Here is a 22483-nt window from a genome sequence, read left to right on the forward strand (position 1 = left end):
ATTAATGCGATGCCCCGCACAGGGCGGCCCGGTTGAAATTCGTTACAACGACCAGAACTCGTAACAACAGTGTTCGATGATTGATGTTATGGTGCGTTGCACAATGAAGAGCCGAGGTGTTTTATCCCGGCGTATTCGACCCCTTTCATGAGGCCATTGATGACGAAAAGTCTGACGAAGCTGTGGGCGGGTGGCATGCGACGTCTGCTCGCCATCCAGAACCGTGCTGCTCATGACGCGCTGCGCGAAGCCAAACGCCACACGCCCGAGGCGCGGGCCATGTGGCGAGCCGCCCAGACCGTGGCGGCAAAGGCCGCTGCCGCCGTGACCGGGTCTGCCGCGAGCGAAGCGCACGAAGTGCAGGCGCACCCTGCGCCCGCTGCGCGCAGCGGCGCGCCGGTGCGCGAGTCGCGCGTGGGGCCGCGGGCCGCTGCCTGGGCGGCGGGCGAATGGCTACGCGACAAGCACCTCGCGCAGGGCGCATCGCGCGCGCTCGCCTATGGGCTCTATGTCCCGCCCGGTTTGACCACTGTGGACATGCCGCTTGTCGTGATGTTGCACGGCTGCAAGCAGACGATGGATTCGTTCGCCGAAGGCACCCGCATGAACCTGCTCGCGGACAAACACGGCTTCGCGGTGGTCTATCCGGAGCAATCGATGCAGGCCCATCCGCACCAGTGCTGGCACTGGTATGACGCACGCCAGTCGGCTGGCGGCGGCGAGGCTGCGGCGATCGTTTCGCTCGTCGACACGCTCTCGCAAGAACACGGTTTCGATCGATCGCGTGTCTATCTGGCCGGACTTTCGGCGGGCGCGGGTCTGGCCGCGCTGCTCGCGGTGAATGCGCCGGGCCGTTTCGCGGCGGTCGCGCTCCATTCGGGGCCGGCGTTCGGCGAGGCGCACTCGGGCGTAGCGGCGCTCGACGTCATGCGGCGCGGTCTGCACCATGAACCGGTGGCGCTCGTCGAGCGTGAACTGGCGGGGCGCACGCATCCCGGCATGCCGGCGCTCATCATGCAGGGGGGCACCGACGCGGTGGTCGCCCCGGTCAATGCGGAGCAACTCGCGACGCAGTTTCTGCGTTTGAACGGTCTAGCGGACGCTCAAGGCGTGCGCCAGGGCGTGGTCTCGCACGAGCACGATGGCGATGGCTATACGATTCAGGATTACGCGCCGCAGGGCCGAGGACGTAATGGCAGGAGCGTCGTGCGCCTGTGCTGCGTGAGCGCGCTCGATCATGCCTGGAGCGGCGGTGACGATACGGTGCCGTTCCACTCGGCGACCGGGCCGGACGCCAGCGCGATGATCTGGGACTTTTTCGGAGCCCAGCGGCGCGATGTGGTTGACGATGCTTTCGGCGGCGAACTAGCCGTAGGTGCGGGCTGAACGCCCGGTGCGGGATGTCGCGCACCAGCAGGCGAAGCAGGCGCTGCGACAATCCGCTTCATATCGAGGGTTTACCATAATGAGGGTTTACCCTATAATGACTCTATCCATTCTGAGGGCATGTGCCCGATTACCGGAGCCAGACCATGTACCTGCTCAGCCGCTTTTTCCTGTTCCTCACGAAGTCGTACGAAACCGCTCAAAAGGAGCGCGAGGAAGCCTACCTGGCCGAATCGGCCGATATCTACGATCTCGAATACCGCATGCGCAAGCTCGATCGCGAGAAGGCAGGCCGTACCCCGTCGTGGATGAATCACTACGGCTAAGCGGCCAGGCACCAAGTGGCCAGGCTTACACGCCGGTCCGAGGTCTCAGGCAGCTTGATCCAGGCAGCTTGCTTCAGCCAGATTTACGCAGCTTCAGGCACTTTTAGGCAGTGATAGAAACGCAACGGGGCGCACGCAGGCGCCCCGTTGGTGTTTGTACAGCTTGTATCTCGTTCTTTGCTTGCCGCTCAGCGTCCCGAGTCCGGTATTTCAGCGGCTGTCTTTTCCTGCACGCCATAGCAGCCACGGTAGGTGGCGTAGAACGAGCAGTAGAGCATCGTTGTCACGAGAATGAGCGCCGGCATCAGGATCGCCAGCGCGTAATCGCCGGCCCCCATCGCGCGCAGCAGCGTCGAGAGTCCCAGCGAGACGCCAATCGACACCGCAAACCACAGCGCGCCATACACCACGAACGCGCCCTTGTTGCGCCAGCAACTCACGATGCTGAAGAACATCGCCTTGACCGGCGGCACCTCGTGCCAGGCAGTGAGCACCGGCGCGAACCAGAACATCATCGAAACCGGCACGTAGCACGCGAGCGATGCAAGCACGGCGAGCGGCACGTTGCCGTTCGCGACGGTTTCCGTATCGAGCGCGCCGCCCAGCGTCATCAGGCGCAACAGCGTGCCGCCGTCCACCAGCGCCGACGCCGCGAGCACCACCGTCATCGCCACCACGTAAATGCCGCCCAGCACGAACAGATGCTTGGTGACCGTGTGCCCATATGAGCGGAAACCGTCGACGAGAATGGTCGGAAACACCGGCTTGCCCGCCACGGTGTCGCGGCACGCGGCCATGAAGCCCACCGCCACGCCGGGCACGAAGATGAGCGGCAGCACGCCGCCGATCACCGGCACGGCGGAGATCAGCGTCATGGCGAGCAGGTACGAGAAGAACAGCGTGAGGAACGCGAGCGGATTGCGCCGGAACAGCCAGATACCCTGGCGGAACCAGACGTAGCCCTGCTTCGCGGGAACTTCAATCAGTTGCATGGGCGGGGCAGGTCAGAGAGTGCGTGGAAGGCGCCCGGCGTGCCGGCCGCGCTACCCGCGCGGCGCTCGCGCAGGATGCGCTCGAAATGGCCGGGGTCGTGCGGCTTGAGCAGCTCAGCCGAACGCGGCAAGTAGAAATCATACAGGCGCGATACCCAGAAGCGGTACGCGCCGGCGCGCAGCATATCGACCCAATGCCGGCTCTCGGCGGGCGTGAACGGGCGCACGGTCTGGTAGGCGCGCAGCAGCGCTTCGACGCGCGGCGCGTCGAGCTTGCCCGTCGCGAGATCGACACACCAGTCGTTGACCGTCACCGCTACATCGAACACCCATTTGTCGCAGCCGGCGAAATAGAAGTCGAAGAATCCGCCGAGGCGCACCGTATGGCCCGTTTCCGGCTTGACGTGCGCGAACAGCGCGTTGTCGCGGAAGAGGTCGCAATGGCAGGGGCCGCCGGGCAGCGCGGCGTAATCGTCGCTGCCGAAGAAGGCCTGCTGGTGCGCGAGTTCGCTCGTGAGCAGCTCGCGCTGGGCGTCGTCGAGGAACGGCAGCACCGTGGGCACCGTCTCTTCCCACCACGGCAGGCTGCGCAGATTCGGCTGACCGGGTGCGAAGTCGCGGCCCGCCAGGTGCATGCGCGCGAGCATCTGCCCGACTTCCGTGCAATGCTCCACGCCCGGGGCGAGTTCCGGCGCGCCGTCGAGCTTCGTGACGATGGCTGCCGGCTTGCCGTGCAGCAGGCCGAATAGCGTGCCGTCAGCACGCGGCATCGGGTCGGGCACCGGCACGCGGTGCGATGCCAGATGGCGCATCAGCTCGAGATAGAACGGCAACTGTTCAGCCGTGAGCTTTTCGAAGATCGTCAGAACGTATTCGCCGCGCGTCGTCGTCAGGAAGAAGTTGCTGTTTTCAATGCCCGACTGAATGCCGCGAAAATCGACTACATCGCCAAGATCGTAGTCGCGCATCCATTGAGCGAGCTGGGTTTCGGTGACAGCGGTGAAGACGGCCATGCCAGAGGTCGTGTGGTTATCGTAATGGGGACCCTGCTCGCGGGCGCGGCCGCTTGCGCGGAAACCGCTTCAGCGCGGCTTCGTGCGCTCGGGCAGGAGGCGGGCGCGGGACAGCGCATGCCGCCCGCGCGCGGGGACGGTGGTTCAGTAATGCAGGTTGATCGACGGCAGGCGCGTGCTGGCCTGGCCGTTCGGGCGGACTTGCGGCGAGGTATCGGGATTCGCGCTCATCGAGTAGCGCGTGCCGAAGTTCGAATGCACGTTGATCTCGACGGGCTTGCCCTTGTCGCGGTATTCGGTGACCTCGGTGCCGTTCGGGCTCACTTCATGGAAGCTCGGCGTGCGCGGCACGTCGTTGATGTTGACCTTCGAGGTGACGCGCGCGGCCGGTTTGTTGTTGATGGCCGCCAGGTCGGGCAAACCGGCCCGCTCGTTGGCGGACTGGGCCTCGACGGCAGTCTTCGCGTCGTCAGCCGGCGTGGCCATGGCGAACCCGCTGAACGCGAGCGTCGCTGCGAAGACGGCAAGAATGTGCGACTTCATGGTGATTCTCCAGTGGATGGTCCAATTCTAGCAAATCCGCGTCCAGCTCCCGGTGTCGGGCCGCGACGGCGCACGGGCCAGCGTGCCGCAGCGGCGGGGGTCGCGGGGGCGCTTCGTCGCTCGTGTCGCCCGCTTCCATTGCCGTGCGACGGCGCAGGTCGTACCCCAATCTCCCGGACGTGCGAAGGGCGTTGTCAGAACGTCTTGCTTCCGTGCTAATGTCGTTCCATATGAACCGAGGCGAACGAACATGAACAACGAGAATCACCGGCGCAGCTTCATGACGCCCCCACACGACTTTCCCGCCGAAGCCTTCGAGGACGCCGCCGACGCCGTCACGCGCCTGTCCGCCATCTACGAGGCGAACACCTCGTTCCTGCGCGACGCGTTCGCACGCTACCGGCGCGGCGAGGCGTTCGACCACCGCGTGCGCGCCTGCTATCCGTTCGTGCGCGTTCACACGGAAGTCAACACGCACATCGATTCGCGGCGTTCATATGGTTTCGTCGCGGGCCCCGGCGTGTTCGAGACCACCATCACGCGTCCCGACCTGTTCAGCAACTATTATCGCGAGCAATTGCGGCTGCTTTCGAAGAACCATCATGTGTCGATCGAAGTCGGGGTGTCGGAGCAGCCCATTCCGATTCATTTCGCGTTCGCGGAGGGCATCCACCTCGAAGGCGATCTGGACCGCGAGCGGCTTTTCGCGATGCGCGACCTATTCGATACGCCGGACCTCGCCGAGCTCGATGACCGCATCGTCAATGGCACCTATGAGCCTGCACACGGCGAGCCGCAGCCGCTCGCGCTCTTCACGGCGCCGCGCGTGGACTTTTCGCTGCATCGCCTCAAGCACTACACGGCGACCTCGCCCACGCACATCCAGAACTATGTGCTCTATACCAACTACCAGTTCTATATCGACGAATTCGTGAAGCTCGGCCGCGCGATGATGGCGCGCACCGACGACGCCGATCTGCGCAATTACCGCAGCGAATACACGTCGTTCGTGGAGCCGGGCGACGTGGTTACCTACAACGCGAATCTCGGCGAGCAGGACGACGAGGGCACGCCGCCCGCGCGTCTGCCGCAGATGCCCGCGTATCACCTCAAGCGCGCGGACGGCAGCGGCATCACGATGGTCAATATCGGCGTGGGGCCGTCGAATGCAAAGACGATCACGGACCATATCGCGGTGCTGCGCCCGCATGCATGGATCATGCTCGGCCACTGCGCGGGGCTGCGCAATACGCAGCGTCTCGGCGACTACGTGCTCGCGCACGGCTATGTGCGCGAGGATCACGTGCTGGACGCCGATTTGCCGCTGTGGGTGCCGATTCCGGCGCTGGCCGAAGTGCAGGTGGCGCTCGAGCGCGCGGTCGCGCAGATCACGCAGCTCGACGGCGTGGAGCTCAAGCGTGTGATGCGCACGGGCACGGTGGCGAGCGTCGACAATCGCAATTGGGAATTGCGCGAGCATCGCGAGCCGGTGCAGCGTCTTTCGCAGAGTCGCGCGGTTGCGCTCGACATGGAGAGCGCGACGATTGCCGCGAACGGCTTTCGCTTCCGCGTGCCGTACGGCACCTTGCTATGCGTCTCCGACAAGCCGCTGCACGGCGAACTCAAGCTGCCTGGCATGGCCGATTCGTTCTACCGCGCGCAGGTGGATCAGCACCTGCAGATTGGCGTAAAGGCGATGGAGATCTTGCGCACCAATGGCCTGCACAAACTCCATAGCCGGAAATTGCGCAGCTTTGCCGAGGTGGCGTTTCAGTAAGCTTCGAACCGGCGCGTGCGCGCGCCGGTTTTCAGGATGACGAAGCAATGCGTGCCGCCAGTGTGCGCGGCGCAGATACTACTGCCCAATCCCCATCAACCCGATCAAGCTCCCCGCGGCAAGCAGCCACAACGGATGGATCTTCGTGCGCAACGCGAGCACGGCGCATGCGCCCGTGATCGCCCACGCGATCCATGTCGGATCGGATGCCTTCGCGATCAACATGGCGCTCGCGGCCACGAGCCCCGCCGTCACCGGCACGAGCCCGCGCTGCGCGATGCGCCGCCACGGCCGGTCCTTGAAGCGATCCCACGCGTGAAGCGCAGCCACCGTCACGAGCGAGGACGGCCCGAACTTCGCCACCGACGTCACGAGCATGCCGGGCCAGCCGGCCACGTGCCACCCCACCAGCGTCACGATCATCATGTTGGGCCCTGGCGCGGCCTGCGCGAGTGCGAATAGCGCGCTGAACTCGCTCGCGCTCATCCAGTGGTGGACCTCCACGACCTGGCGCTGCATTTCCGGGAGGATCGTGTTGCCGCCGCCGAATGCAAGCAGCGAGAGCTGGCTGAAGATCGTGGCGAGCGCGACCAGGGTGGCGTTCATTGTGCTTCCTCCGCGCGACGGGCAGCACGCGCCGCGACGGCGATGCCGAGCGGCGTGAGTACGAGCATGGTGGGCAAGAGCGGCAGGCGCAGCAGAGCGATGGCGATGAAGCCGAGCAGGGCGATTGCGGCGGCGGCCGGGTCGCGGCGCAGCGGCAGCACGATTTTCGCGGCCATGGCGATCAGCAGCCCGGCGGCTGCGGCGGCAAGGCCGACGAATAGATGCCGCACGTGCGGGTCGTTCTGCGTGCGCTCGTAGAGCACGCCCAACCCGATCACGACGAGCGACGGCCCGGCGATCAGCCCGAGCAGCCCGGCGACGGCGCCGCGCCAGCCGCGAAAGCGCATGCCGAGCGCGACCGAAAGGTTGATCACATTGCCGCCGGGCAGGAATTGGCACAGCCCGAGCAGGTCGGTGAATTCGGCGGACGAAAGCCAGCGGCGCTGCTCGACGATGGTGCGGCGCGCGAGCGGCAGTGCGCCGCCGAAGGAGGTGAAGCCGAGCCCGAGAAAGCCGAGGAACAGATCGCGCACGCTGGGCGTGCCAAGCACATCGTCCTCGGGGGTGGCGTTCGCCTCGGATGGGGAGGAGGCCAGGTTTTGTTTCATGCGAAGACCTCGATGGAAAGTTCGAAGCGTAGCGCCGAACCGCCCCCAGGCAAAACGATTTCTCGGCCGGGTTCTTGTGACCTAGAATCACAAGCATGGCACGCTCCCTTCCTCCCTTTCCCGCGCTGCGCGCGTTCGAAGCCGCGGCACGGCACAACAGTTTCACCGCCGCGGCGGCCGAGCTCCATGTGACTCACGGTGCAATCAGCCGCCAGGTCGCGGCGCTGGAGGCGTGGGTGGGCGTGCAGGTGTTTCATCGGCACGGCAAGCGGGTTGCCTTGACCGACGACGGGCGGCGTTATCTCGGAGCCGTGCAGGGGGCGTTCGACAGCATTGCCCGCGCCACGACGGAGTTGCGCGATACCGGCGTCGTCCATGTGCTGCGCGTGAATGCGCTGCCCACGTTCGCCATGAAGTGGCTGCTGCCGCGTCTTTCGCAGTTCCAGCGCCTCGCGCCCAACGTCGAGTTGCGTCTTGCCACTTCGAATGCGCCCGTCGAGACGCTCGATGCGTTCGACGTGGCCGTGCGGCGCGGGCCGGCGCATTGGCCGGATTGCGCGAGCGGCTATTTCCTCGACGAAATGGAGTTGCCGGTGTGCAGCCCGGCGTTATTGAAACGAGCGCCGATCCAGTGCGCCGACGACCTCGCGCGCCATGTCCTGCTGCACTCGGATACGCGTCCCGATGCGTGGCGCACGTGGCTGGCCGCTGCCGGCGTGAAAGCCAAGTGCCGGAAGAAGCAGTCGTTCGACCATTTTTATCTGGCGCTGCAGGCCGCCGAGGACGGGCTCGGTGTGGCGCTTGGACCGCTGCCGCTGCTGGACGACGAACTGGCTTCGGGCCGTCTCGTGGCACCGCTCGCCGGCCCCCACCTGGACGCGCGCGGCTATTGCTGGGTTGCGCGGCGCGAGGTGGCGGACGTGCCTGTCGTTGCGCAGTTTTGCCGATGGCTGGAGGAGCAGGCCAGCGCGCAGCCGGCCTGCGTCGAACATCAAAGATAGAACATGCGGTCGTCGTCGGATTCGGGGCGGGCCGGATGTTCCTGCTCGGGCTCTTCGCCGCTGTCCTCATAGAACTTGAGCACCGCTTCGAGCACCTGGTCCGGGTCGTCGATTACCTGCATCAGATCCATGTCTTCAGGATTGATGAGGCCCATAGGCACGAGCGCCGCGCGGAACCACTCGAGCAGGCCCTTCCAGAACTCGGCACCCACCAGAATGATGGGCACGTGACGCGATTTCTTGGTCTGGATGAGCGTGAGCACCTCGGCCAGTTCGTCGAGCGTGCCGAAGCCGCCAGGCATCACGATCACGGCGTCGGAGTTCTTGACGAAGGTGACCTTGCGCGTGAAGAAATGGCGAAAGCGCAGCGAGATGTCCTGCCACTGATTGCCCGACTGCTCGTGCGGCAACTCGATGTTCAGGCCCACGGAAGGCGACTTGCCCGCGTGCGCGCCCTGGTTGGCGGCTTCCATGATGCCTGGGCCGCCGCCGGAGATCACGGCGAAGCCCGCGTCCGACACTTTGCGCGCGATGGTTTTGGCGAGCTGGAAGTACGGCGAGTCGGGTTTCAGGCGAGCAGAGCCATAGATGCTGACCGCTGGCCGGATCTCGGACAGGTATTCGGTCGCCTCGATAAACTCTGCCATAATCGTGAACATCTGCCACGATGCGCGCGCCTTCTTGGCTGTTGCGCGCTCTTGATCTGCGAGTGAACGCAGACTCGGAATCACTTTTCTCTTGTCCATAATGCCTGAAGAACTTCGCGTGGAAACCAAGCTACAAACTCAGCTGGAAGGTAAGACCCTGTTGCTGGTCGACGGTTCTAGCTATCTCTATCGTGCCTTCCATGCGATGCCTGATTTGCGCGGTCCCGATGGCGAACCGACGGGTGCGCTATACGGCATCATCAACATGCTGCGTCGCATGCGCAAGGACGTTACGGCAGAGTATAGCGCGTGCGTGTTCGATGCAAAGGGCAAGACGTTTCGTGACGACTGGTATCCCGAGTACAAGGCCAACCGGCCTTCCATGCCCGAGCCGCTCGCGGCGCAAATCGAGCCCATCCACGAAGCGGTGCGTGCACTAGGCTGGCCGCTTTTGATGATCGAAGGCGTGGAGGCCGACGACGTGATCGGCACGCTTGCATGCCAGGCGGAAAAGCACGGTATGAAGGTGGTCGTTTCCACCGGCGATAAAGATCTCGCGCAGCTCGTGACCGACCACGTCACGCTCATCAACACGATGACCAACGAGACGCTCGACCGCGAAGGCGTGATCGCGAAGTTCGGCGTGCCGCCGGAGCGCATCGTCGACTATCTCTCGCTCATTGGCGACACCGTGGACAACGTGCCGGGTGTGAACAAGTGCGGCCCGAAGACGGCGGTGAAGTGGCTCACGCAATATGGCACGCTCGACGGCATCGTCGAGCATGCCGATGAAATCAAGGGGGCAGTGGGCGGCTATCTGCGCGACGCGCTCGACTTCCTGCCGATGGCGAGGAAGCTCGTCACCGTCGAAACGTCATGCGATCTTTCTCCGCACCTGGAGTCGATTGCGGGCTCGCTCGCCACGCAAGGCGAAGCGCGCGAGGAGTTGCGCGATATCTTCGCGCGCCACGGCTTCAAGACCTGGCTGCGTGAAGTCAACGAAGCCAATCAGACCGTGCCCGCTGCAACGACCGGCGAAGCGCCCGCGCAGGACGCGAACGTCCAGCCCGCGTTGCTCATCGACGACGCGCCACGCCACTACGAAACCATTCAGACGTGGGGGCAGTTCGATACGTGGCTCAAGAAGATCGAAGCGGCCGCGCTCACCGCGTTCGACACCGAGACCACGGCGCTCGATCCGATGGTCGCGAAGCTCGTCGGCATGTCGTTCTCGACCGAAGCGGGCAGCGGCGCGTATCTGCCGCTCGCGCATCGCGGGCCCGACGCGCCCGAGCAGTTGCCGCTCGACGAAGTGCTCGCGCGCCTGAAGCCCTGGCTCGAAAGCGAGCAGCACAAGAAGGTCGGCCAGCACATGAAGTACGACGAACAGGTGCTCGCGAACTATGGCATCGAGCTGAACGGCGTCGAGTACGACACGCTGCTCGAATCGTATGTGCTCGAATCGCATCGCACTCACGACATGGACAGCCTCGCGCTGCGTCATCTCGGCATCAAGACGATCAAGTACGAGGAGGTGGCAGGCAAGGGTGCGCAGCAGATCGGCTTTGACGACGTGCCGCTCGAAACGGCCGCCGAATACGCAGCCGAAGATGCCGATGTCACGCTGCAACTGCACCTCGCGCTTTATCCGCAAATCGCGCCCGAGAAGGGCCTCTACTACGTGTATCGCGAGATCGAGATGCCCACCTCGCGCGTGCTGCGCAAGGTGGAACGCAATGGCGTGCTGATCGACACGGAGCGGCTGGAAAAACAGAGCGCCGAAATCGCGGTGCGGCTTATCGAGCTCGAGCAGCAAGCCTATGCGCTCGCGGGCGGCGAGTTCAATCTCGGCTCGCCCAAGCAGATCGGCCAGATCTTCTTCGAGAAGCTGCAACTGCCGGTCGTGAAGAAGACGCCGAGCGGCGCACCGTCCACCGACGAAGAAGTGCTGCAAAAACTCGCCGAAGACTACCCGCTGCCCAAGCTGTTGCTCGAGCATCGGGGTCTCGCCAAGCTCAAGTCCACGTATACCGACAAGCTGCCGCGCATGGTCAACGCGCAAACGGGCCGCGTGCACACGAACTACGCGCAGGCCGTGGCCGTGACCGGCCGTCTCGCGTCTAACGATCCGAATCTGCAGAACATTCCGGTGCGCACGGGCGAAGGCCGGCGCATTCGCGAAGCGTTTATTGCACCGCCGGGCTGCAAGATCGTGTCCGCCGACTATTCGCAGATCGAACTGCGCATCATGGCGCATATCTCGGGCGACGAGTCGCTGCTCGCGGCGTTCAAGCGCGGCGACGACATTCACCGCGCCACGGCGGCGGAAGTGTTCGGCATGACGCCGCTCGAAGTGAGCAACGACCAGCGGCGCATCGCGAAGGTCATCAACTTCGGGCTGATCTATGGCATGAGCGCATTCGGCCTCGCCTCGAATCTCGGCATCACGCGCGATGCGGCCACGCTCTATATCGACCGTTATTTCGCGCGCTATCCGGGCGTCAAGCGCTACATGGACGAGACGCGCATGGACGCGAAGTCGCGCGGCTACGTGGAGACCGTGTTCGGCCGCCGCCTCTGGCTGCCCGAGATCAACGGCGGCAACGGCCCGCGCCGCCAGGCCGCCGAGCGTGCTGCCATCAACGCGCCGATGCAGGGCACGGCGGCCGATCTCATCAAGCTCTCGATGATCGCGGTGCAGCAATGGCTCGACAAACGCAAGATCGGCACCAGGATGATCATGCAGGTCCACGACGAACTGGTGCTCGAAGTCCCCGACGAGGAACTCTCCGAAGTGCGCAAGTGCTTGCCGGAGTTGATGTGCTCGGTGGCGAAGCTGAAGGTGCCGCTCGTGGCCGAGGTGGGTGTGGGTGCGAACTGGGAAGAAGCGCACTGAGGGTGCACTGAGAGCACACTGAGGGCGTAATGCCGGTGCAATGCCGGTGCAATGCGGGCGCAGTAAAGTGGCGCGCCGATGCGTGCCGACGCGCGCCGTGTGCGTGCCGTGTGGCGTATGGGATGCGTGCGCACCGAACGTTCGTGCGCCCCACAGCCGCGAGTCCGCTAGCGCGAGTATCGTAGCCAGGTCGTAACCCGTAACCGGAGCCGCGCCGTAACGCAAGCGGCCAGTGCAGATGTCGTTAATGCGCACTGCGTGTCTTGCCGTGTTGCATTGCATCAGTCAACAATGAGCCAAAGGCCCACGCCGCGCTGCCAATGCGCACCGATATTAAGTATCGGCTGAGCGTCGGGCGTCTTATCGCCTATCGACATGCACGGAGAGTCTATGCACCGCTTTATCGTAGTGGGAGGAGGCGCTGGAGGCCTCGAGCTGGCAACCCGGCTAGGCGATCGTTACGGCGAAACGCGTGCGAAGCGCGGCAGGCCACACGCCTCGGTCACGCTCGTCGACCGCTATCCGACGCATATCTGGAAACCGCTCCTGCACGAAGTGGCGGCGGGCAGCATGGACCCGTTTACGCAAGAACTCGAGTACGCGGCGCAGGCGCGCTGGCACGGTTTCGAATTCCAGCAGGGCGAGCTGGTCGGGCTCGACCGCACGGCAAAGCGCATCACGCTTGGTGCAGTGCAGGATGAAGACGGTGGCGAAATGCTGCCCGAGCGCGTGCTCGAATACGACACGCTGGTGCTCGCGATCGGCAGCACTACGCACTTCTTCGGCGTGCAGGGCGCGGCGGAAAACTCCATCGCGCTCGACACCGTCGCGCAGGCCGAGCGCTTTCGCAAGCGTCTCATCGCGGCATGCATGCGCGCGGAGCATCAGGAGCCCGAACCGGTCACGCATGACCACGAAGGCAACGAAGTGCCGCGCGTGCAGATCGCGATCGTCGGCGCGGGCGCAACGGGCGTCGAGCTTTCCGCCGAACTGCGCAACACCGCGCAGGTGCTCTCGGCCTACGGCCTGCACAAGCTCGATCCGAGTCATGACGTGGGCATCGTGCTGATCGAATCGGGTCCGCGCATTCTGCCTGCTTTGGCCGAGCGCGTTTCATCGGCCACCGGCGATCTACTGCGCAAGCTCGGCGTGCGGATCATGACCGGCGAGCTCGTGACCGAGGTGGCGCCGGGCGTCGTGCGCACGGCAAGCGGCAAATCCGTGCGCGCCGACCTCACCGTGTGGGCGGCCGGCATCAAGGCGCCGGCGGTGCTTTCGCAACTCGACGGCTTGACCGTCAACCGGCTCGGTCAGCTGGTCGTGCGGCGCACGCTGCAAACGGAAGCCGACGACAACGTCTTCGCGCTCGGCGACTGCGCGGCGTGCGCGTGGCCCGGCAACGAGCGCGGCGTGCCGCCGCGTGCGCAGGCCGCGCACCAGCAGGCATCGTTTTTGTTCCGCTCGATGGGTGACCGGCTCGCCGGCAAGCCGTTGCCCGAGTTCACGTATCGCGACTTCGGCTCGCTAGTCTCGCTCGGTCATTTCAGCGCGGTCGGCAACCTGATGGGCGGCGTGATTGGCGGAAGCATGCTGATCGAGGGGCTCTTCGCCCGCTTCATGTACATGTCGCTGTACCGGCTGCATATCGCGGCGCTACACGGCTATGCGCGCATGGTGCTCGACACCTTCGCGCACTGGCTGCGGCGCACGACGCTGCCGCGCGTGAAGCTGCACTGACGCGCTGGTGCCTGCTTGCCCCTGCTTGTGCCTGCTTGCCCCTGCGGGCGTGGCACTGGTTTGTGCAGCCCCTTTTGCGTCGTTCTTTTCGCAAGGAGCGTTGCATGCTCAAACCTGAAATCGACAGCCTCGTCCCGCACGTGCCGTTCGATCGGCGCACCTTCATCAAGGCAGCACTGGGCAGCGGCTTTGCCGCTGCGGTGCTGCCGGTCTCCGCGCAAACCATCCACACCGACAGCGTGGGTCTCGACGCCGGCGAGATCGCCTTCCAGTCGAGCGGTACGCTGATTCCCGCGTACCGCGCCCAACCCGGCGGCAAGACGCATCTGCCGGTGATCATCGTGATTCACGAGATTTTTGGCGTGCACGAACATATCGCCGACGTGTGCCGGCGCTTCGCCAAGCTCGGCTATCTGGCCATCGCGCCGGACCTGTTCAAGCGCGAGGGCGATGCATCGGTGTATCCGAGCGCCCAGCAGATCGACCAGAACATCGTGAGCAAGGTCGTCGACGCGCAGGTGCTCGGCGACATCGACGCGGCGCTCGTCTGGGCCGGCCAGCATGGCGGCGATCTCGAGCGCGTGGGGATCAACGGGTTCTGCTGGGGCGGGCGGTACGCGTGGCTCTATGCCGAGCACAATCCGCGCGTGAAGGCGGCGGTGTCGTGGTATGGGCGCGTGGCTGGCGCGCGTACCGCGAACACGCCACAGAATCCGCTCGATCTCGTGGGCAATCTGCAAGTGCCGGTGCTCGGGCTCTACGGGCGCCAGGACACAAGCAATCCACAGGATACGCTCGAGCAGATGAAAGCCGCGATTGCGCACGGACCGCCGGGTGGGCGCGGCTCGCAGTTCGTCGTGTACGACGATGCGGGCCATGCGTTTTTCGCCGACTATCGGCCAAGCTATCGCAAGGCCGATGCCGAGGATGGCTGGAAGCGCGCGATTGCCTGGTTCAGGGAGCACGGCGTCGGCTGAGGCCGGCGCCGTGGCGGGGCAGGCTCAGTGGTCAGACTCAGTGGTCAGACTCAGTGGGCAAGCTCAGGGCTTGGCGCCCGTCGCCACGGGCCGCGACGGATCCGAGCACCACTCGCTCCACGACCCCGCATAGAGCGCCGCGCCATGCATACCGGCGATCTCCATCGCCAGCACGTTATGGCAGGCGGTCACGCCCGAGCCGCATTGCAGCACCACGTGCTCGGGCGTCTTGCCGGGCAGCAGCGCGCCGAATTCGTCGCGCAGCGTGTGGGCGGACTTGAAGCGGCCGTCGCCAGTGAGGTTGTCCTTGAAGAAGCGGTTGAGCGCACCGGGGATATGGCCGCCCACCGGATCGATCGTCTCGTTCTCGCCGCGGTAGCGGTCGGCGGCGCGCGCGTCCACGATGGTCAGTTCATGGATGGCGAGATCGCGCTCGATGGCCTGGGCATCCACGGTCACCTGAAGCGGCGCGCCGGCCTTGAACGTGCCTTGCGTGGCCGCGGGGACGTCCTTCGAAAGCGGGTAGCCGGCGGCCTCCCAGGCTTGCAGGCCACCGTCGAGCACGGCGACCGAATCGTGGCCTAGCCAGCGCAGCAGCCACCAGAGGCGCGCGGCGTACATACCGCCCTGCGCGTCATAGGCGACGACCTGTTGTCCCGCGTTGAGCCCCCAGCTCATGAGCGTGGCGACGAGCGAGGCGCGATCGGGCAGCGGATGACGGCCGTTCTTGCCGGTCTTCGGACCCGAGAGGTCGCGGTCGAGATGGAGATAGCGCGCGCCCGGCAGATGGCCGGCAGCATAGGCGGCTTCGCCCGCGGCAGGGTCTGCGAGATCGAAGCGGCAGTCGAAGACGAGCACGCTGCCTGGCGCGGCGGCGAGGTGCTCGTGCAGGTTGGCGGCCGAGATCAGCGTGGTGTGGTGCGTGTGGGGCATGACGGCTCCTTGAATCGTGCGTGGCCGATGTAGCGCAAGTGCAACTGCACAGGTGCGCGGAAAGTGCTGGCCCGATGCCGTCAGTCTAAACAAAAAGACGGGCCTGAGCCCGTCTTTTGGTGATGCGCCGAGTGGCTCGCGAAGCACTCGCTCAGATCGTGCCGAGCTCGCGCCGCAGGAACTCGTGGAAGTGTTGCATGCCGTCTTCCATCGGGCTCTGGTACGGGCCGACTTCCGAGACGCCGCGCTCGAAGAGCGCGCGGCGGCCAGCGTCCATGCGCTCGGCGATCTCGTCGTCTTCAATGGCCGTTTCCATATAGGCGGCGCGCTCGGCCTCGACGAACTCGCGCTCGAACAGCACGATTTCCTCGGGGTAATAGAACTCGACGATGTTGGTGGTCTTCTGCGTGCCCTGCGGAATGAGCCAGGAGCAGACGAGCACGTGCGGATACCACTCGATCATCAGACCGGGGTAATACACCATCCAGATCGCGCCGAACTCGGGCGGCACACCGTTGCGAAAACGCAGGACCTCGTCGTGCCACTTGCGATACGTGGGGCTGCCCGGCTTGCCGAGATGGTTGTGCACGCCCACCGTCTGGACGCTGTACCACTCGCCGAACTCCCACTGCAGGTCGTCGCACGACACGAAGTTGCCGAGGCCCGGGTGGAACGGCACGACGTGGTAGTCCTCCAGATAGACCTCGATAAAGGTCTTCCAGTTGTAGTTGCACTCGTGGATCTCGACGTGATCGAACATGTAGTCCGTGAAGTCGAGATGCTTCGCCGGCCCGAGGCGTGCAAGGTCGCGCGCGACATCGCGCCCGGCCGACTCGAAGAGCAGGCCGTTCCATTTTTGCAGCGGCGTGCTGCTCAGGTTCAGGCAGGGTTTGTCCGCGAAGTGCGGTGCGCCAAGCAGTTCGCCCTTGAGGTCGTAGGTCCAGCGATGCAGCGGACATACGATATTGTCTGCCGAGCCGCGACCGTTTAGCATGATGGCCTGGCGGTGGCGGCAGACATTCGAGAGTAGCTCGATCTCGTTGCTCTGGTTGCGAACGAGCACGCGACCCTCTTTCTCGCTGGGCAGCGCAAAATAATTCCCCGCCTCGGGCACCATCAATTCGTGCCCAACGTAGCGAGGACCTTTCTGGAAAAGCGTTTCGATCTCGCGCTTGAGAAGCGCTTCGTCAAAGTAAGCCGTGACTGGCAGCTGACTGTGAATGGACTTCAGCTGCAATGCATTGCTCAGATTGGACATTCCCACTCCCGATGAAGACGTGAAAGCAGTGAACAACCCAACCATCGAATATTCGATTTAGGGAGCCGGGCATTATATCCTGGTTGACCCCGGCGGGGTAGCTAAGTTGCTGATTCTTGCAGGAATTGCGTCGAGAAAGTGACGAGAATGCGGTATAAACCGCGACAATAAAGCGCAGAATGCAGCCTTCCAGTACCGATTCGGGCAAACCCTTATGGTGTGGCCAGGAGGGCACATGAGCCGGCGAGCGGGGCGACGAGGGGGCTTTTGCCGTAGAATGTCCGCCTTGTTTCATTTTGGCGACCATCCATGGCGAAATCCGCATCGAAAGACCGCGACGGAACAGACAAAAGCGCGGACCAAGGCGCGGACCAAGGCGCGGACGAGGCGGCCACGGCCGATCTGCCGCAGAGCTACGAGGCAGGCCTCGCCGAGCTCGACGCGCTGGTTGCGCGCATGGAAGGCGGCAGCCTGAGCCTCGAGGAATCGCTGGCCGCCTACCGCCGTGGCGCCGTACTGGTGAAGTTTTGCCAACAGCAGCTCGAAAAGGTTGAACAACAGGTGCGCGTGCTCGACGGCGAAACGCTGCGGCCCGTGCCCCTCAATACGACAGGCAGTTCCGCCGCTGGCGGAGACGACGATCTATGACATTTGACCAATGGACCCGGCAGGTGCTTGACCGGGTCGAAAGCGCGCTTGATCACTATTTGCCGGCTGCCGATGTGCAGCCCGCTCCGCTGCACGACGCCATGCGCTATGCCGTGCTCGGCGGCGGCAAGCGCGTTCGCCCGCTCTTGTGCCATGCCGCGGGCGAGCTCACCAACGCGGCGCCCGAGGCGCTCGACGCGGCGGCCTGCGCGCTGGAGATGATTCACGTCTACTCGCTCGTGCATGACGACATGCCCTGCATGGACGACGACGACATGCGTCGCGGCAAGCCCACCGTGCACGTTAAATATGACGAACCCACGGCGCTGCTGGTCGGCGACGCGTTGCAGTCGCAAGCTTTCGTCACGCTGACGTCGGATGTTCCGGGTCTGGGTGCGGGTCTGGGTGATTCGGCACAGCGCCAGGCATCGCTCGTGCGCGAACTCGCGCTGGCGAGCGGCTCGATCGGCATGGCCGGCGGCCAGGCGATCGATCTGGCGAGCGTGGGCCACGCGCTCACGCGAGCCGAGCTCGAAACGATGCACCGTCTGAAGACCGGCGCGCTGCTGCGCGCCGCGGTCCGCATGGGCGCGCTGGCGGGCGAAACGCCCTCCGCGCAAACGCTCGCCGCGCTCGACAAGTATGCAGCGGCCGTGGGCCTCGCCTTCCAGGTGGTGGACGACATTCTCGACGTCACTGCGGACTCGGCCACGCTGGGCAAGACCGCCGGCAAGGACGCGAAGGACGGCAAGCCGACCTATGTGTCGATCATCGGCCTCGATGCCTCGCGGGTGCTCGCGCAACAGTTGCGCGCGGATGCCCACGCGGCGCTTGAACCGTTCGGCGCGCGCGCGCAGCGCCTCGCCGAACTCGCTGATCTGGTTGTGAACCGGGTGAGCTGATTGCGCCAACCCGCCCACGCGCATGAACGGGAAGTAATGCGCGACAGAAGTGCGGGAGCGCTCGATTTCCTACAATGGAACGACGATGTACGACTTGCTGAAAACCATTGACGACCCGGCGGATTTGCGCCGCCTCGATCGCCGCCAGTTGCAGCCGCTCGCCGACGAACTGCGTGCCTTCGTCCTCGACAGCGTCTCGCAAACGGGCGGCCACCTGTCGTCCAACCTCGGTACGGTCGAATTGACGATCGCGCTGCACTACGTGTTCGACACGCCGCGCGATCGCATCGTCTGGGACGTGGGCCATCAGACTTATCCGCACAAGATCCTGACGGGCCGCCGCGACCAGATGCATACGCTGCGTCAGCTTGGCGGCATCTCCGGCTTTCCGAAGCGCGACGAGTCCGAATACGACACGTTCGGCACCGCCCACTCGAGCACCTCGATCTCGGCGGCGCTCGGCATGGCCATCGCGAGCAAGCTCAAGGGCGAGAACGCCATGGGCATCGCCGTGATCGGCGACGGCGCGATGACCGCGGGCATGGCCTTCGAGGCGATGAACAACGCGGGCGTGGAAGACGACGTGCCGCTGCTCGTCATTCTCAACGACAACGACATGTCGATCTCGCCGCCGGTGGGCGCGCTCAATCGCCATCTCGCGCGCCTGATGTCGGGCCGCTTCTACGCCGCTGCACGTGCGGGCGTGGAACGCGTGCTGCGCCACGCGCCGCCCGTGCTCGACCTCGCGCGCAGGCTCGAAGAGCACGCGAAGGGCATGATCGTGCCGGCCACGCTGTTCGAGGAATTCGGCTTCAACTACATCGGGCCGATCGACGGTCACGATCTCGACTCGCTGATCCCGACTCTCCAGAACATCAAGGAACTGCGCGGTCCGCAATTCCTGCACGTCGTGACGAAGAAAGGCCAGGGCTACAAGCTCGCCGAAGCCGACCCGGTCCTGTACCACGGCCCCGGTAAGTTCAACCCGGCCGAAGGCATCAAGCCATCCACGGCGCCGAGCAAGAAGACCTACACGCAGGTCTTCGGCGAGTGGCTGTGCGACGCGGCCGAGCTCGATCAGCGCGTGGTCGGCATCACGCCGGCGATGCGCGAAGGCTCGGGCATGGTGGAATTCGAGAAGCGCTTCCCGGACCGCTATTACGACGTCGGCATCGCCGAGCAGCATGCGGTGACGTTCGCGGGCGGCCTCGCGGCAGAGGGCCTCAAGCCCGTCGTCGCGATCTACTCGACCTTCCTGCAGCGCGCCTACGACCAGCTGATTCACGACGTGGCGCTGCAGAACCTGCCGGTCGTGTTCGCGATCGACCGCGCGGGCCTCGTCGGCGCGGACGGCGCGACGCACGCGGGCGCCTACGACCTCGCGTTCATGCGCTGCATCCCGAACATGATGGTCATGGCCGCGTCGGACGAAAACGAATGCCGCCAGATGCTCTACACGGCGCTCCAGCAGGACTGCCCGACGGCCGTGCGCTATCCGCGCGGCGCGGGCACGGGCGTCGCGACCGTCAAGCAGATGGCCGCGCTGCCGGTGGGCAAGGGCGAAGTTCGCCGCGAAAGCAATGCGCCCGCGGGCAAGCGCATCGCGATTCTCGCTTTCGGCACGATGGTTGCGCCGGCACTCGCCGCTGCGCAGGAGCTGGACGCCACTGTGGCGAACATGCGCTTCGTGAAGCCGCTCGACACGGAACTCGTGAAGCAGCTCGCCGAGACGCACGACTATCTCGTAACCGTCGAGGAAGGCTGCATCATGGGCGGTGCGGGCTCGGCCTGCGTGGAAGCCCTGCTTGAAAGTGGGGTTATCAAGCCCGTACTACAATTGGGCCTCCCCGACCGCTTCATCGATCACGGCGACCCGGCCAAGCTGCTGGCGAGTTGTGGCCTCGACGCGGCTGGGATCGCGAAGTCGATTCGCGAGCGTTTCCTCGACAAAGCCGCGAGCGCGGCCGGCAAGTCGGTGATGCGCGTTGCCTGAGTGGGATTAGCGCCTCGCGGCGCGGCTGGCCTCGTTTCGCTTCGTTTCGTATACGCAGGCCAGGCCGGCTCGCGAGCCGTGGCAGTCCACTTCACAATTGAACCGGCGGCCGGGTGTGTACCCGGCAACGCCCGCCAGCGCCGGCTTTTGCCGGCGCTGGCCATTTGCGCGCCGCAAGTTTGGCGGCGCGGCCTGAGGACAAGAACATGAATCAGATGAACCCGGCTTTCGTGATGCCGGACGTCCAGAGCTCCGTCGATACCCGTCAGATCCCGATCCAGCGCGTGGGCGTGAAGGGCGTGCGCCATCCGCTGACGGTCAAGACCGGTGCGGGCGACGTTCAGCCGAGCGTTGGCACGTGGAATCTCGACGTTCATCTCCCGGCGGACCAGAAGGGCACGCACATGTCGCGCTTCGTGGCGCTGCTCGAAGAAAACAAGGTGCCGCTCGAAGCGGCGACGTTCCGCACGATGCTGGCCGCGATGCTCGAAAAGCTCGAGTCGCAGGCCGGTCGCATCGAGGTCTCGTTCCCTTACTTCGTGAAGAAGGTCGCGCCGGTGTCGGGTGTGGAAAGTCTGCTGGACTACGAAGTAACGCTCGCGGGCGAAGTGCGCAACAGCCAGGCGCGTCTGTTTCTGAAGGTGCTCGTGCCGGTAACGAGCCTGTGCCCGTGCTCGAAGAAGATCTCGCAGTATGGCGCGCACAACCAGCGCTCGCACGTGACGATCGACGCCGAGCTCGCGGGCGATCTGCCGGTGGAAGACCTCATTCGGATTGCCGAAGAAGAAGCGTCGTGCGAACTCTGGGGTTTGCTCAAGCGCCCGGACGAGAAGTTCGTGACGGAGCGCGCATACGAGAATCCGAAGTTCGTCGAGGATCTGGTGCGCGACGTGGCGGTGCGCCTGAACGCGGATGCGCGCGTGATGGCCTATACGCTCGAAGCCGAGAACTTCGAGTCGATTCACAATCACAGCGCGTATGCCGTGATCGAGCACGACAAGCGCGTGGCGGGTTGATCGCGGGGCGATCGGGTCGATGGGTTGATCGATACGCGCGCGCCGCGCGCCGCACGCCGGATGCAAAAAAAGCCGCCCGAGGGTCATTCACCCTGGGCGGCTTTTTCGTTGGCGCGATGCCTTTACTGCTGCGCGAGCGACGCCAGATCCCAGCGTGGCTTCACCGTGAACGCATAGTCGTGCGTGGCCTGCTCGGGCCAGCGCGCGAGGCGCAGCGCGCCCGCGAGCGCGATCATCGCGCCGTTGTCGGTGCATAGCGAGAGATCGGGGTAGTGGACTTCGAAGCCGCGCTTTTGCGCCGCTGCCGAAAGCGCTTCGCGCAACTGCTTGTTCGCGCCCACGCCGCCCGCCACCACGAGGCGCTTCATCTTCGTGCGCTTGAGCGCGGCGATCGACTTGGCGGCGAGCACATCGACGGCGGCGTCGACGAAACCACGCGCGATATCGGCCTTGCCTTGCTCGCAGATGTTCGTGCCGAGCTTCTTGACTTGCGTGAGCACGGCGGTCTTCAGGCCGCTGAAGCTGAAGTCGAGGTCGCCCGAATGCAGCATCGGGCGCGGCAGCTCGACGGCGCCCGGCGTGCCGAACTCGGCGAGGCGCGAGACTTCCGGGCCGCCCGGATAGCCGAGACCGAGCAGCTTGGCGGTCTTGTCGAAGGCTTCGCCCGCGGCGTCGTCGAGCGTCTCGCCGAGCGTCTCGTAGACGCCCACGTCGGTCACGCGCATGAGCTGCGTGTGGCCGCCCGAGACGAGCAGTGCGACGAAGGGGAAGGGCGGCGGCGCGTCGACGAGCAGCGGCGAGAGTAGATGCCCTTCGAGATGGTGGATGCCGACGGTCGGGCGGTTCCACGCCATCGCGAGCGCGTTGGCGATGCTCGCACCCACCAGTAGCGCACCGGCGAGCCCGGGTCCCTGGGTGAAGGCGATGGCGTCGATGTCGCTGCGCGCGGCGCCGCTCTTCGCGAGCACTTCCTCGAGCAGCGGCAGCGCGCGGCGGATATGGTCGCGCGAGGCGAGCTCGGGCACGACGCCGCCGTACTCGCGGTGCATGGCGATCTGCGAGTGCAGTGCGTGGGCGAGCAGGCCGCGCTCGCTGTCGTAGAGCGCGAGGCCGGTTTCGTCGCAGGAGCTTTCGATGCCGAGAACGAGCATGGTGTGGCGTGCTGCGGCGACCCTGCCGGGACCAAACGGTCGGGGCAAAAATCGCCGCTAAATCAAAGTGAAA

Annotated in this window: 20 protein-coding genes; 11 read left to right on the top strand and 9 right to left on the bottom strand. The window is 65.1% G+C overall.

Going from position 1 to position 22483, the window contains the following annotated elements:
* The first annotated feature begins 159 nt into the window (after positions 1–159).
* Both L5014_RS15685 and L5014_RS15690 read left to right on the top strand, forming a co-directional pair.
* Positions 160–1386 carry an extracellular catalytic domain type 1 short-chain-length polyhydroxyalkanoate depolymerase gene (locus L5014_RS15685; RefSeq protein WP_238464648.1) on the top strand — a complete coding sequence of 409 codons (1227 nt, stop codon included), beginning with the start codon at positions 160–162 and terminating at the stop codon, positions 1384–1386.
* 146 nt (positions 1387–1532) lie between these two features.
* On the top strand, positions 1533–1712 hold the full coding sequence (locus L5014_RS15690; RefSeq protein ID WP_238464649.1) for a DUF3563 family protein: 180 nt from the start codon (positions 1533–1535) through the stop codon (positions 1710–1712).
* A gap of 188 nt (positions 1713–1900) precedes the next feature.
* Here L5014_RS15690 and L5014_RS15695 read toward each other — a convergent pair whose 3' ends face one another.
* The 3 genes from L5014_RS15695 to L5014_RS15705 form a co-directional block, all read right to left on the bottom strand.
* Complete coding sequence (locus tag L5014_RS15695) at positions 1901–2704, bottom strand: BPSS1780 family membrane protein (protein ID WP_238464650.1); 804 nt, start codon at positions 2702–2704, stop codon at positions 1901–1903.
* Positions 2695–3717, bottom strand: coding sequence for a homoserine kinase (locus tag L5014_RS15700; protein WP_238464651.1), 1023 nt, complete (start codon positions 3715–3717; stop codon positions 2695–2697). Before L5014_RS15700 ends, L5014_RS15695 begins: the two co-directional genes overlap by 10 nt.
* Before the next feature lie 144 nt (positions 3718–3861).
* Positions 3862–4260 carry a hypothetical protein gene (locus L5014_RS15705; RefSeq protein WP_238464652.1) on the bottom strand — a complete coding sequence of 133 codons (399 nt, stop codon included), beginning with the start codon at positions 4258–4260 and terminating at the stop codon, positions 3862–3864.
* Between the two features lie 250 nt (positions 4261–4510).
* Between L5014_RS15705 and L5014_RS15710 the strand changes: the two genes are divergently transcribed.
* Positions 4511–6037, top strand: coding sequence for an AMP nucleosidase (locus L5014_RS15710; RefSeq protein WP_238464653.1), 1527 nt, complete (start codon positions 4511–4513; stop codon positions 6035–6037).
* Positions 6038–6115: 78 nt separating this feature from the next.
* Here L5014_RS15710 and L5014_RS15715 read toward each other — a convergent pair whose 3' ends face one another.
* Positions 6116–6643, bottom strand: a complete 528-nt coding sequence (locus L5014_RS15715; RefSeq protein ID WP_238464654.1) for a chromate transporter — start codon at positions 6641–6643, stop codon at positions 6116–6118.
* Positions 6640–7251, bottom strand: coding sequence for a chromate transporter (locus L5014_RS15720; protein WP_238464655.1), 612 nt, complete (start codon positions 7249–7251; stop codon positions 6640–6642). The genes L5014_RS15715 and L5014_RS15720 overlap by 4 nt, the downstream gene beginning before the upstream one ends.
* 95 nt (positions 7252–7346) lie before the next feature.
* Here L5014_RS15720 and L5014_RS15725 point away from each other — a divergent pair, with 95 nt between their 5' ends.
* The gene (locus L5014_RS15725) at positions 7347–8252 is read left to right on the top strand and encodes a transcriptional regulator GcvA (RefSeq protein ID WP_238464656.1); all 906 of its coding nucleotides are present in this window, start codon (positions 7347–7349) and stop codon (positions 8250–8252) included.
* Here L5014_RS15725 and L5014_RS15730 read toward each other — a convergent pair.
* Positions 8243–8998 carry an LOG family protein gene (locus L5014_RS15730; protein WP_238464657.1) on the bottom strand — a complete coding sequence of 252 codons (756 nt, stop codon included), beginning with the start codon at positions 8996–8998 and terminating at the stop codon, positions 8243–8245. The genes L5014_RS15725 and L5014_RS15730 overlap by 10 nt on opposite strands.
* A 1-nt stretch (position 8999) precedes the next feature.
* Between L5014_RS15730 and polA the strand changes: the two genes are divergently transcribed.
* The 3 genes from polA (at position 9000) to L5014_RS15745 (ending at position 14509) form a co-directional block, all read left to right on the top strand.
* Positions 9000–11795: a DNA polymerase I gene (polA, locus tag L5014_RS15735; RefSeq protein ID WP_338019292.1), complete on the top strand. Its 2796-nt coding sequence runs from the start codon at positions 9000–9002 to the stop codon at positions 11793–11795.
* A gap of 390 nt (positions 11796–12185) precedes the next feature.
* Positions 12186–13532: an NAD(P)/FAD-dependent oxidoreductase gene (locus L5014_RS15740; RefSeq protein ID WP_238464658.1), complete on the top strand. Its 1347-nt coding sequence runs from the start codon at positions 12186–12188 to the stop codon at positions 13530–13532.
* A gap of 104 nt (positions 13533–13636) precedes the next feature.
* Positions 13637–14509, top strand: a complete 873-nt coding sequence (locus L5014_RS15745) for a dienelactone hydrolase family protein (protein WP_238464659.1) — start codon at positions 13637–13639, stop codon at positions 14507–14509.
* 63 nt (positions 14510–14572) lie between these two features.
* On the opposite strand, the gene L5014_RS15750 is transcribed toward L5014_RS15745, so the two are convergent.
* Together L5014_RS15750 and L5014_RS15755 are read right to left on the bottom strand one after the other, a co-directional pair.
* The gene (locus L5014_RS15750; protein WP_238464660.1) at positions 14573–15442 is read right to left on the bottom strand and encodes a sulfurtransferase; all 870 of its coding nucleotides are present in this window, start codon (positions 15440–15442) and stop codon (positions 14573–14575) included.
* 151 nt (positions 15443–15593) lie between these two features.
* Positions 15594–16700, bottom strand: a complete 1107-nt coding sequence (locus L5014_RS15755; RefSeq protein ID WP_238464661.1) for an aromatic ring-hydroxylating oxygenase subunit alpha — start codon at positions 16698–16700, stop codon at positions 15594–15596.
* Positions 16701–17009: 309 nt separating this feature from the next.
* Between L5014_RS15755 and L5014_RS15760 the strand changes: the two genes are divergently transcribed.
* The 4 genes from L5014_RS15760 (at position 17010) to folE2 (ending at position 21259) form a co-directional block, all read left to right on the top strand.
* Positions 17010–17348: an exodeoxyribonuclease VII small subunit gene (locus L5014_RS15760; protein ID WP_238464662.1), complete on the top strand. Its 339-nt coding sequence runs from the start codon at positions 17010–17012 to the stop codon at positions 17346–17348.
* Positions 17345–18250: a polyprenyl synthetase family protein gene (locus L5014_RS15765; RefSeq protein WP_238464663.1), complete on the top strand. Its 906-nt coding sequence runs from the start codon at positions 17345–17347 to the stop codon at positions 18248–18250. The genes L5014_RS15760 and L5014_RS15765 overlap by 4 nt, the downstream gene beginning before the upstream one ends.
* 85 nt (positions 18251–18335) lie before the next feature.
* Positions 18336–20243 carry a 1-deoxy-D-xylulose-5-phosphate synthase gene (gene dxs / locus L5014_RS15770; RefSeq protein ID WP_238464664.1) on the top strand — a complete coding sequence of 636 codons (1908 nt, stop codon included), beginning with the start codon at positions 18336–18338 and terminating at the stop codon, positions 20241–20243.
* A 206-nt stretch (positions 20244–20449) separates the two neighbouring features.
* The gene (folE2, locus tag L5014_RS15775; protein WP_238464665.1) at positions 20450–21259 is read left to right on the top strand and encodes a GTP cyclohydrolase FolE2; all 810 of its coding nucleotides are present in this window, start codon (positions 20450–20452) and stop codon (positions 21257–21259) included.
* Between the two features lie 122 nt (positions 21260–21381).
* On the opposite strand, the gene tsaD is transcribed toward folE2, so the two are convergent.
* The gene (tsaD, locus tag L5014_RS15780; protein WP_238464666.1) at positions 21382–22410 is read right to left on the bottom strand and encodes a tRNA (adenosine(37)-N6)-threonylcarbamoyltransferase complex transferase subunit TsaD; all 1029 of its coding nucleotides are present in this window, start codon (positions 22408–22410) and stop codon (positions 21382–21384) included.
* Between the last annotated feature and the right edge of the window lie 73 nt (positions 22411–22483).

This window comes from Paraburkholderia tagetis (assembly GCF_022213065.1).
Taxonomy (GTDB): domain Bacteria; phylum Pseudomonadota; class Gammaproteobacteria; order Burkholderiales; family Burkholderiaceae; genus Paraburkholderia; species Paraburkholderia tagetis.

Bases quoted from the DNA above. Each gene is read 5' to 3' on its own strand.
- L5014_RS15685 (WP_238464648.1), top strand. From the start codon at position 160: ATGACGAAAAGTCTGACGAAGCTGTGGGCGGGTGGCATGCGACGTCTG.
- L5014_RS15690 (WP_238464649.1), top strand. From the start codon at position 1,533: ATGTACCTGCTCAGCCGCTTTTTCCTGTTCCTCACGAAGTCGTACGAA.
- L5014_RS15695 (WP_238464650.1), bottom strand. From the start codon at position 2,704: ATGCAACTGATTGAAGTTCCCGCGAAGCAGGGCTACGTCTGGTTCCGC.
- L5014_RS15700 (WP_238464651.1), bottom strand. From the start codon at position 3,717: ATGGCCGTCTTCACCGCTGTCACCGAAACCCAGCTCGCTCAATGGATG.
- L5014_RS15705 (WP_238464652.1), bottom strand. From the start codon at position 4,260: ATGAAGTCGCACATTCTTGCCGTCTTCGCAGCGACGCTCGCGTTCAGC.
- L5014_RS15710 (WP_238464653.1), top strand. From the start codon at position 4,511: ATGAACAACGAGAATCACCGGCGCAGCTTCATGACGCCCCCACACGAC.
- L5014_RS15715 (WP_238464654.1), bottom strand. From the start codon at position 6,643: ATGAACGCCACCCTGGTCGCGCTCGCCACGATCTTCAGCCAGCTCTCG.
- L5014_RS15720 (WP_238464655.1), bottom strand. From the start codon at position 7,251: ATGAAACAAAACCTGGCCTCCTCCCCATCCGAGGCGAACGCCACCCCC.
- L5014_RS15725 (WP_238464656.1), top strand. From the start codon at position 7,347: ATGGCACGCTCCCTTCCTCCCTTTCCCGCGCTGCGCGCGTTCGAAGCC.
- L5014_RS15730 (WP_238464657.1), bottom strand. From the start codon at position 8,998: ATGGACAAGAGAAAAGTGATTCCGAGTCTGCGTTCACTCGCAGATCAA.
- polA (WP_338019292.1), top strand. From the start codon at position 9,000: ATGCCTGAAGAACTTCGCGTGGAAACCAAGCTACAAACTCAGCTGGAA.
- L5014_RS15740 (WP_238464658.1), top strand. From the start codon at position 12,186: ATGCACCGCTTTATCGTAGTGGGAGGAGGCGCTGGAGGCCTCGAGCTG.
- L5014_RS15745 (WP_238464659.1), top strand. From the start codon at position 13,637: ATGCTCAAACCTGAAATCGACAGCCTCGTCCCGCACGTGCCGTTCGAT.
- L5014_RS15750 (WP_238464660.1), bottom strand. From the start codon at position 15,442: ATGCCCCACACGCACCACACCACGCTGATCTCGGCCGCCAACCTGCAC.
- L5014_RS15755 (WP_238464661.1), bottom strand. From the start codon at position 16,700: ATGTCCAATCTGAGCAATGCATTGCAGCTGAAGTCCATTCACAGTCAG.
- L5014_RS15760 (WP_238464662.1), top strand. From the start codon at position 17,010: ATGGCGAAATCCGCATCGAAAGACCGCGACGGAACAGACAAAAGCGCG.
- L5014_RS15765 (WP_238464663.1), top strand. From the start codon at position 17,345: ATGACATTTGACCAATGGACCCGGCAGGTGCTTGACCGGGTCGAAAGC.
- dxs (WP_238464664.1), top strand. From the start codon at position 18,336: ATGTACGACTTGCTGAAAACCATTGACGACCCGGCGGATTTGCGCCGC.
- folE2 (WP_238464665.1), top strand. From the start codon at position 20,450: ATGAATCAGATGAACCCGGCTTTCGTGATGCCGGACGTCCAGAGCTCC.
- tsaD (WP_238464666.1), bottom strand. From the start codon at position 22,410: ATGCTCGTTCTCGGCATCGAAAGCTCCTGCGACGAAACCGGCCTCGCG.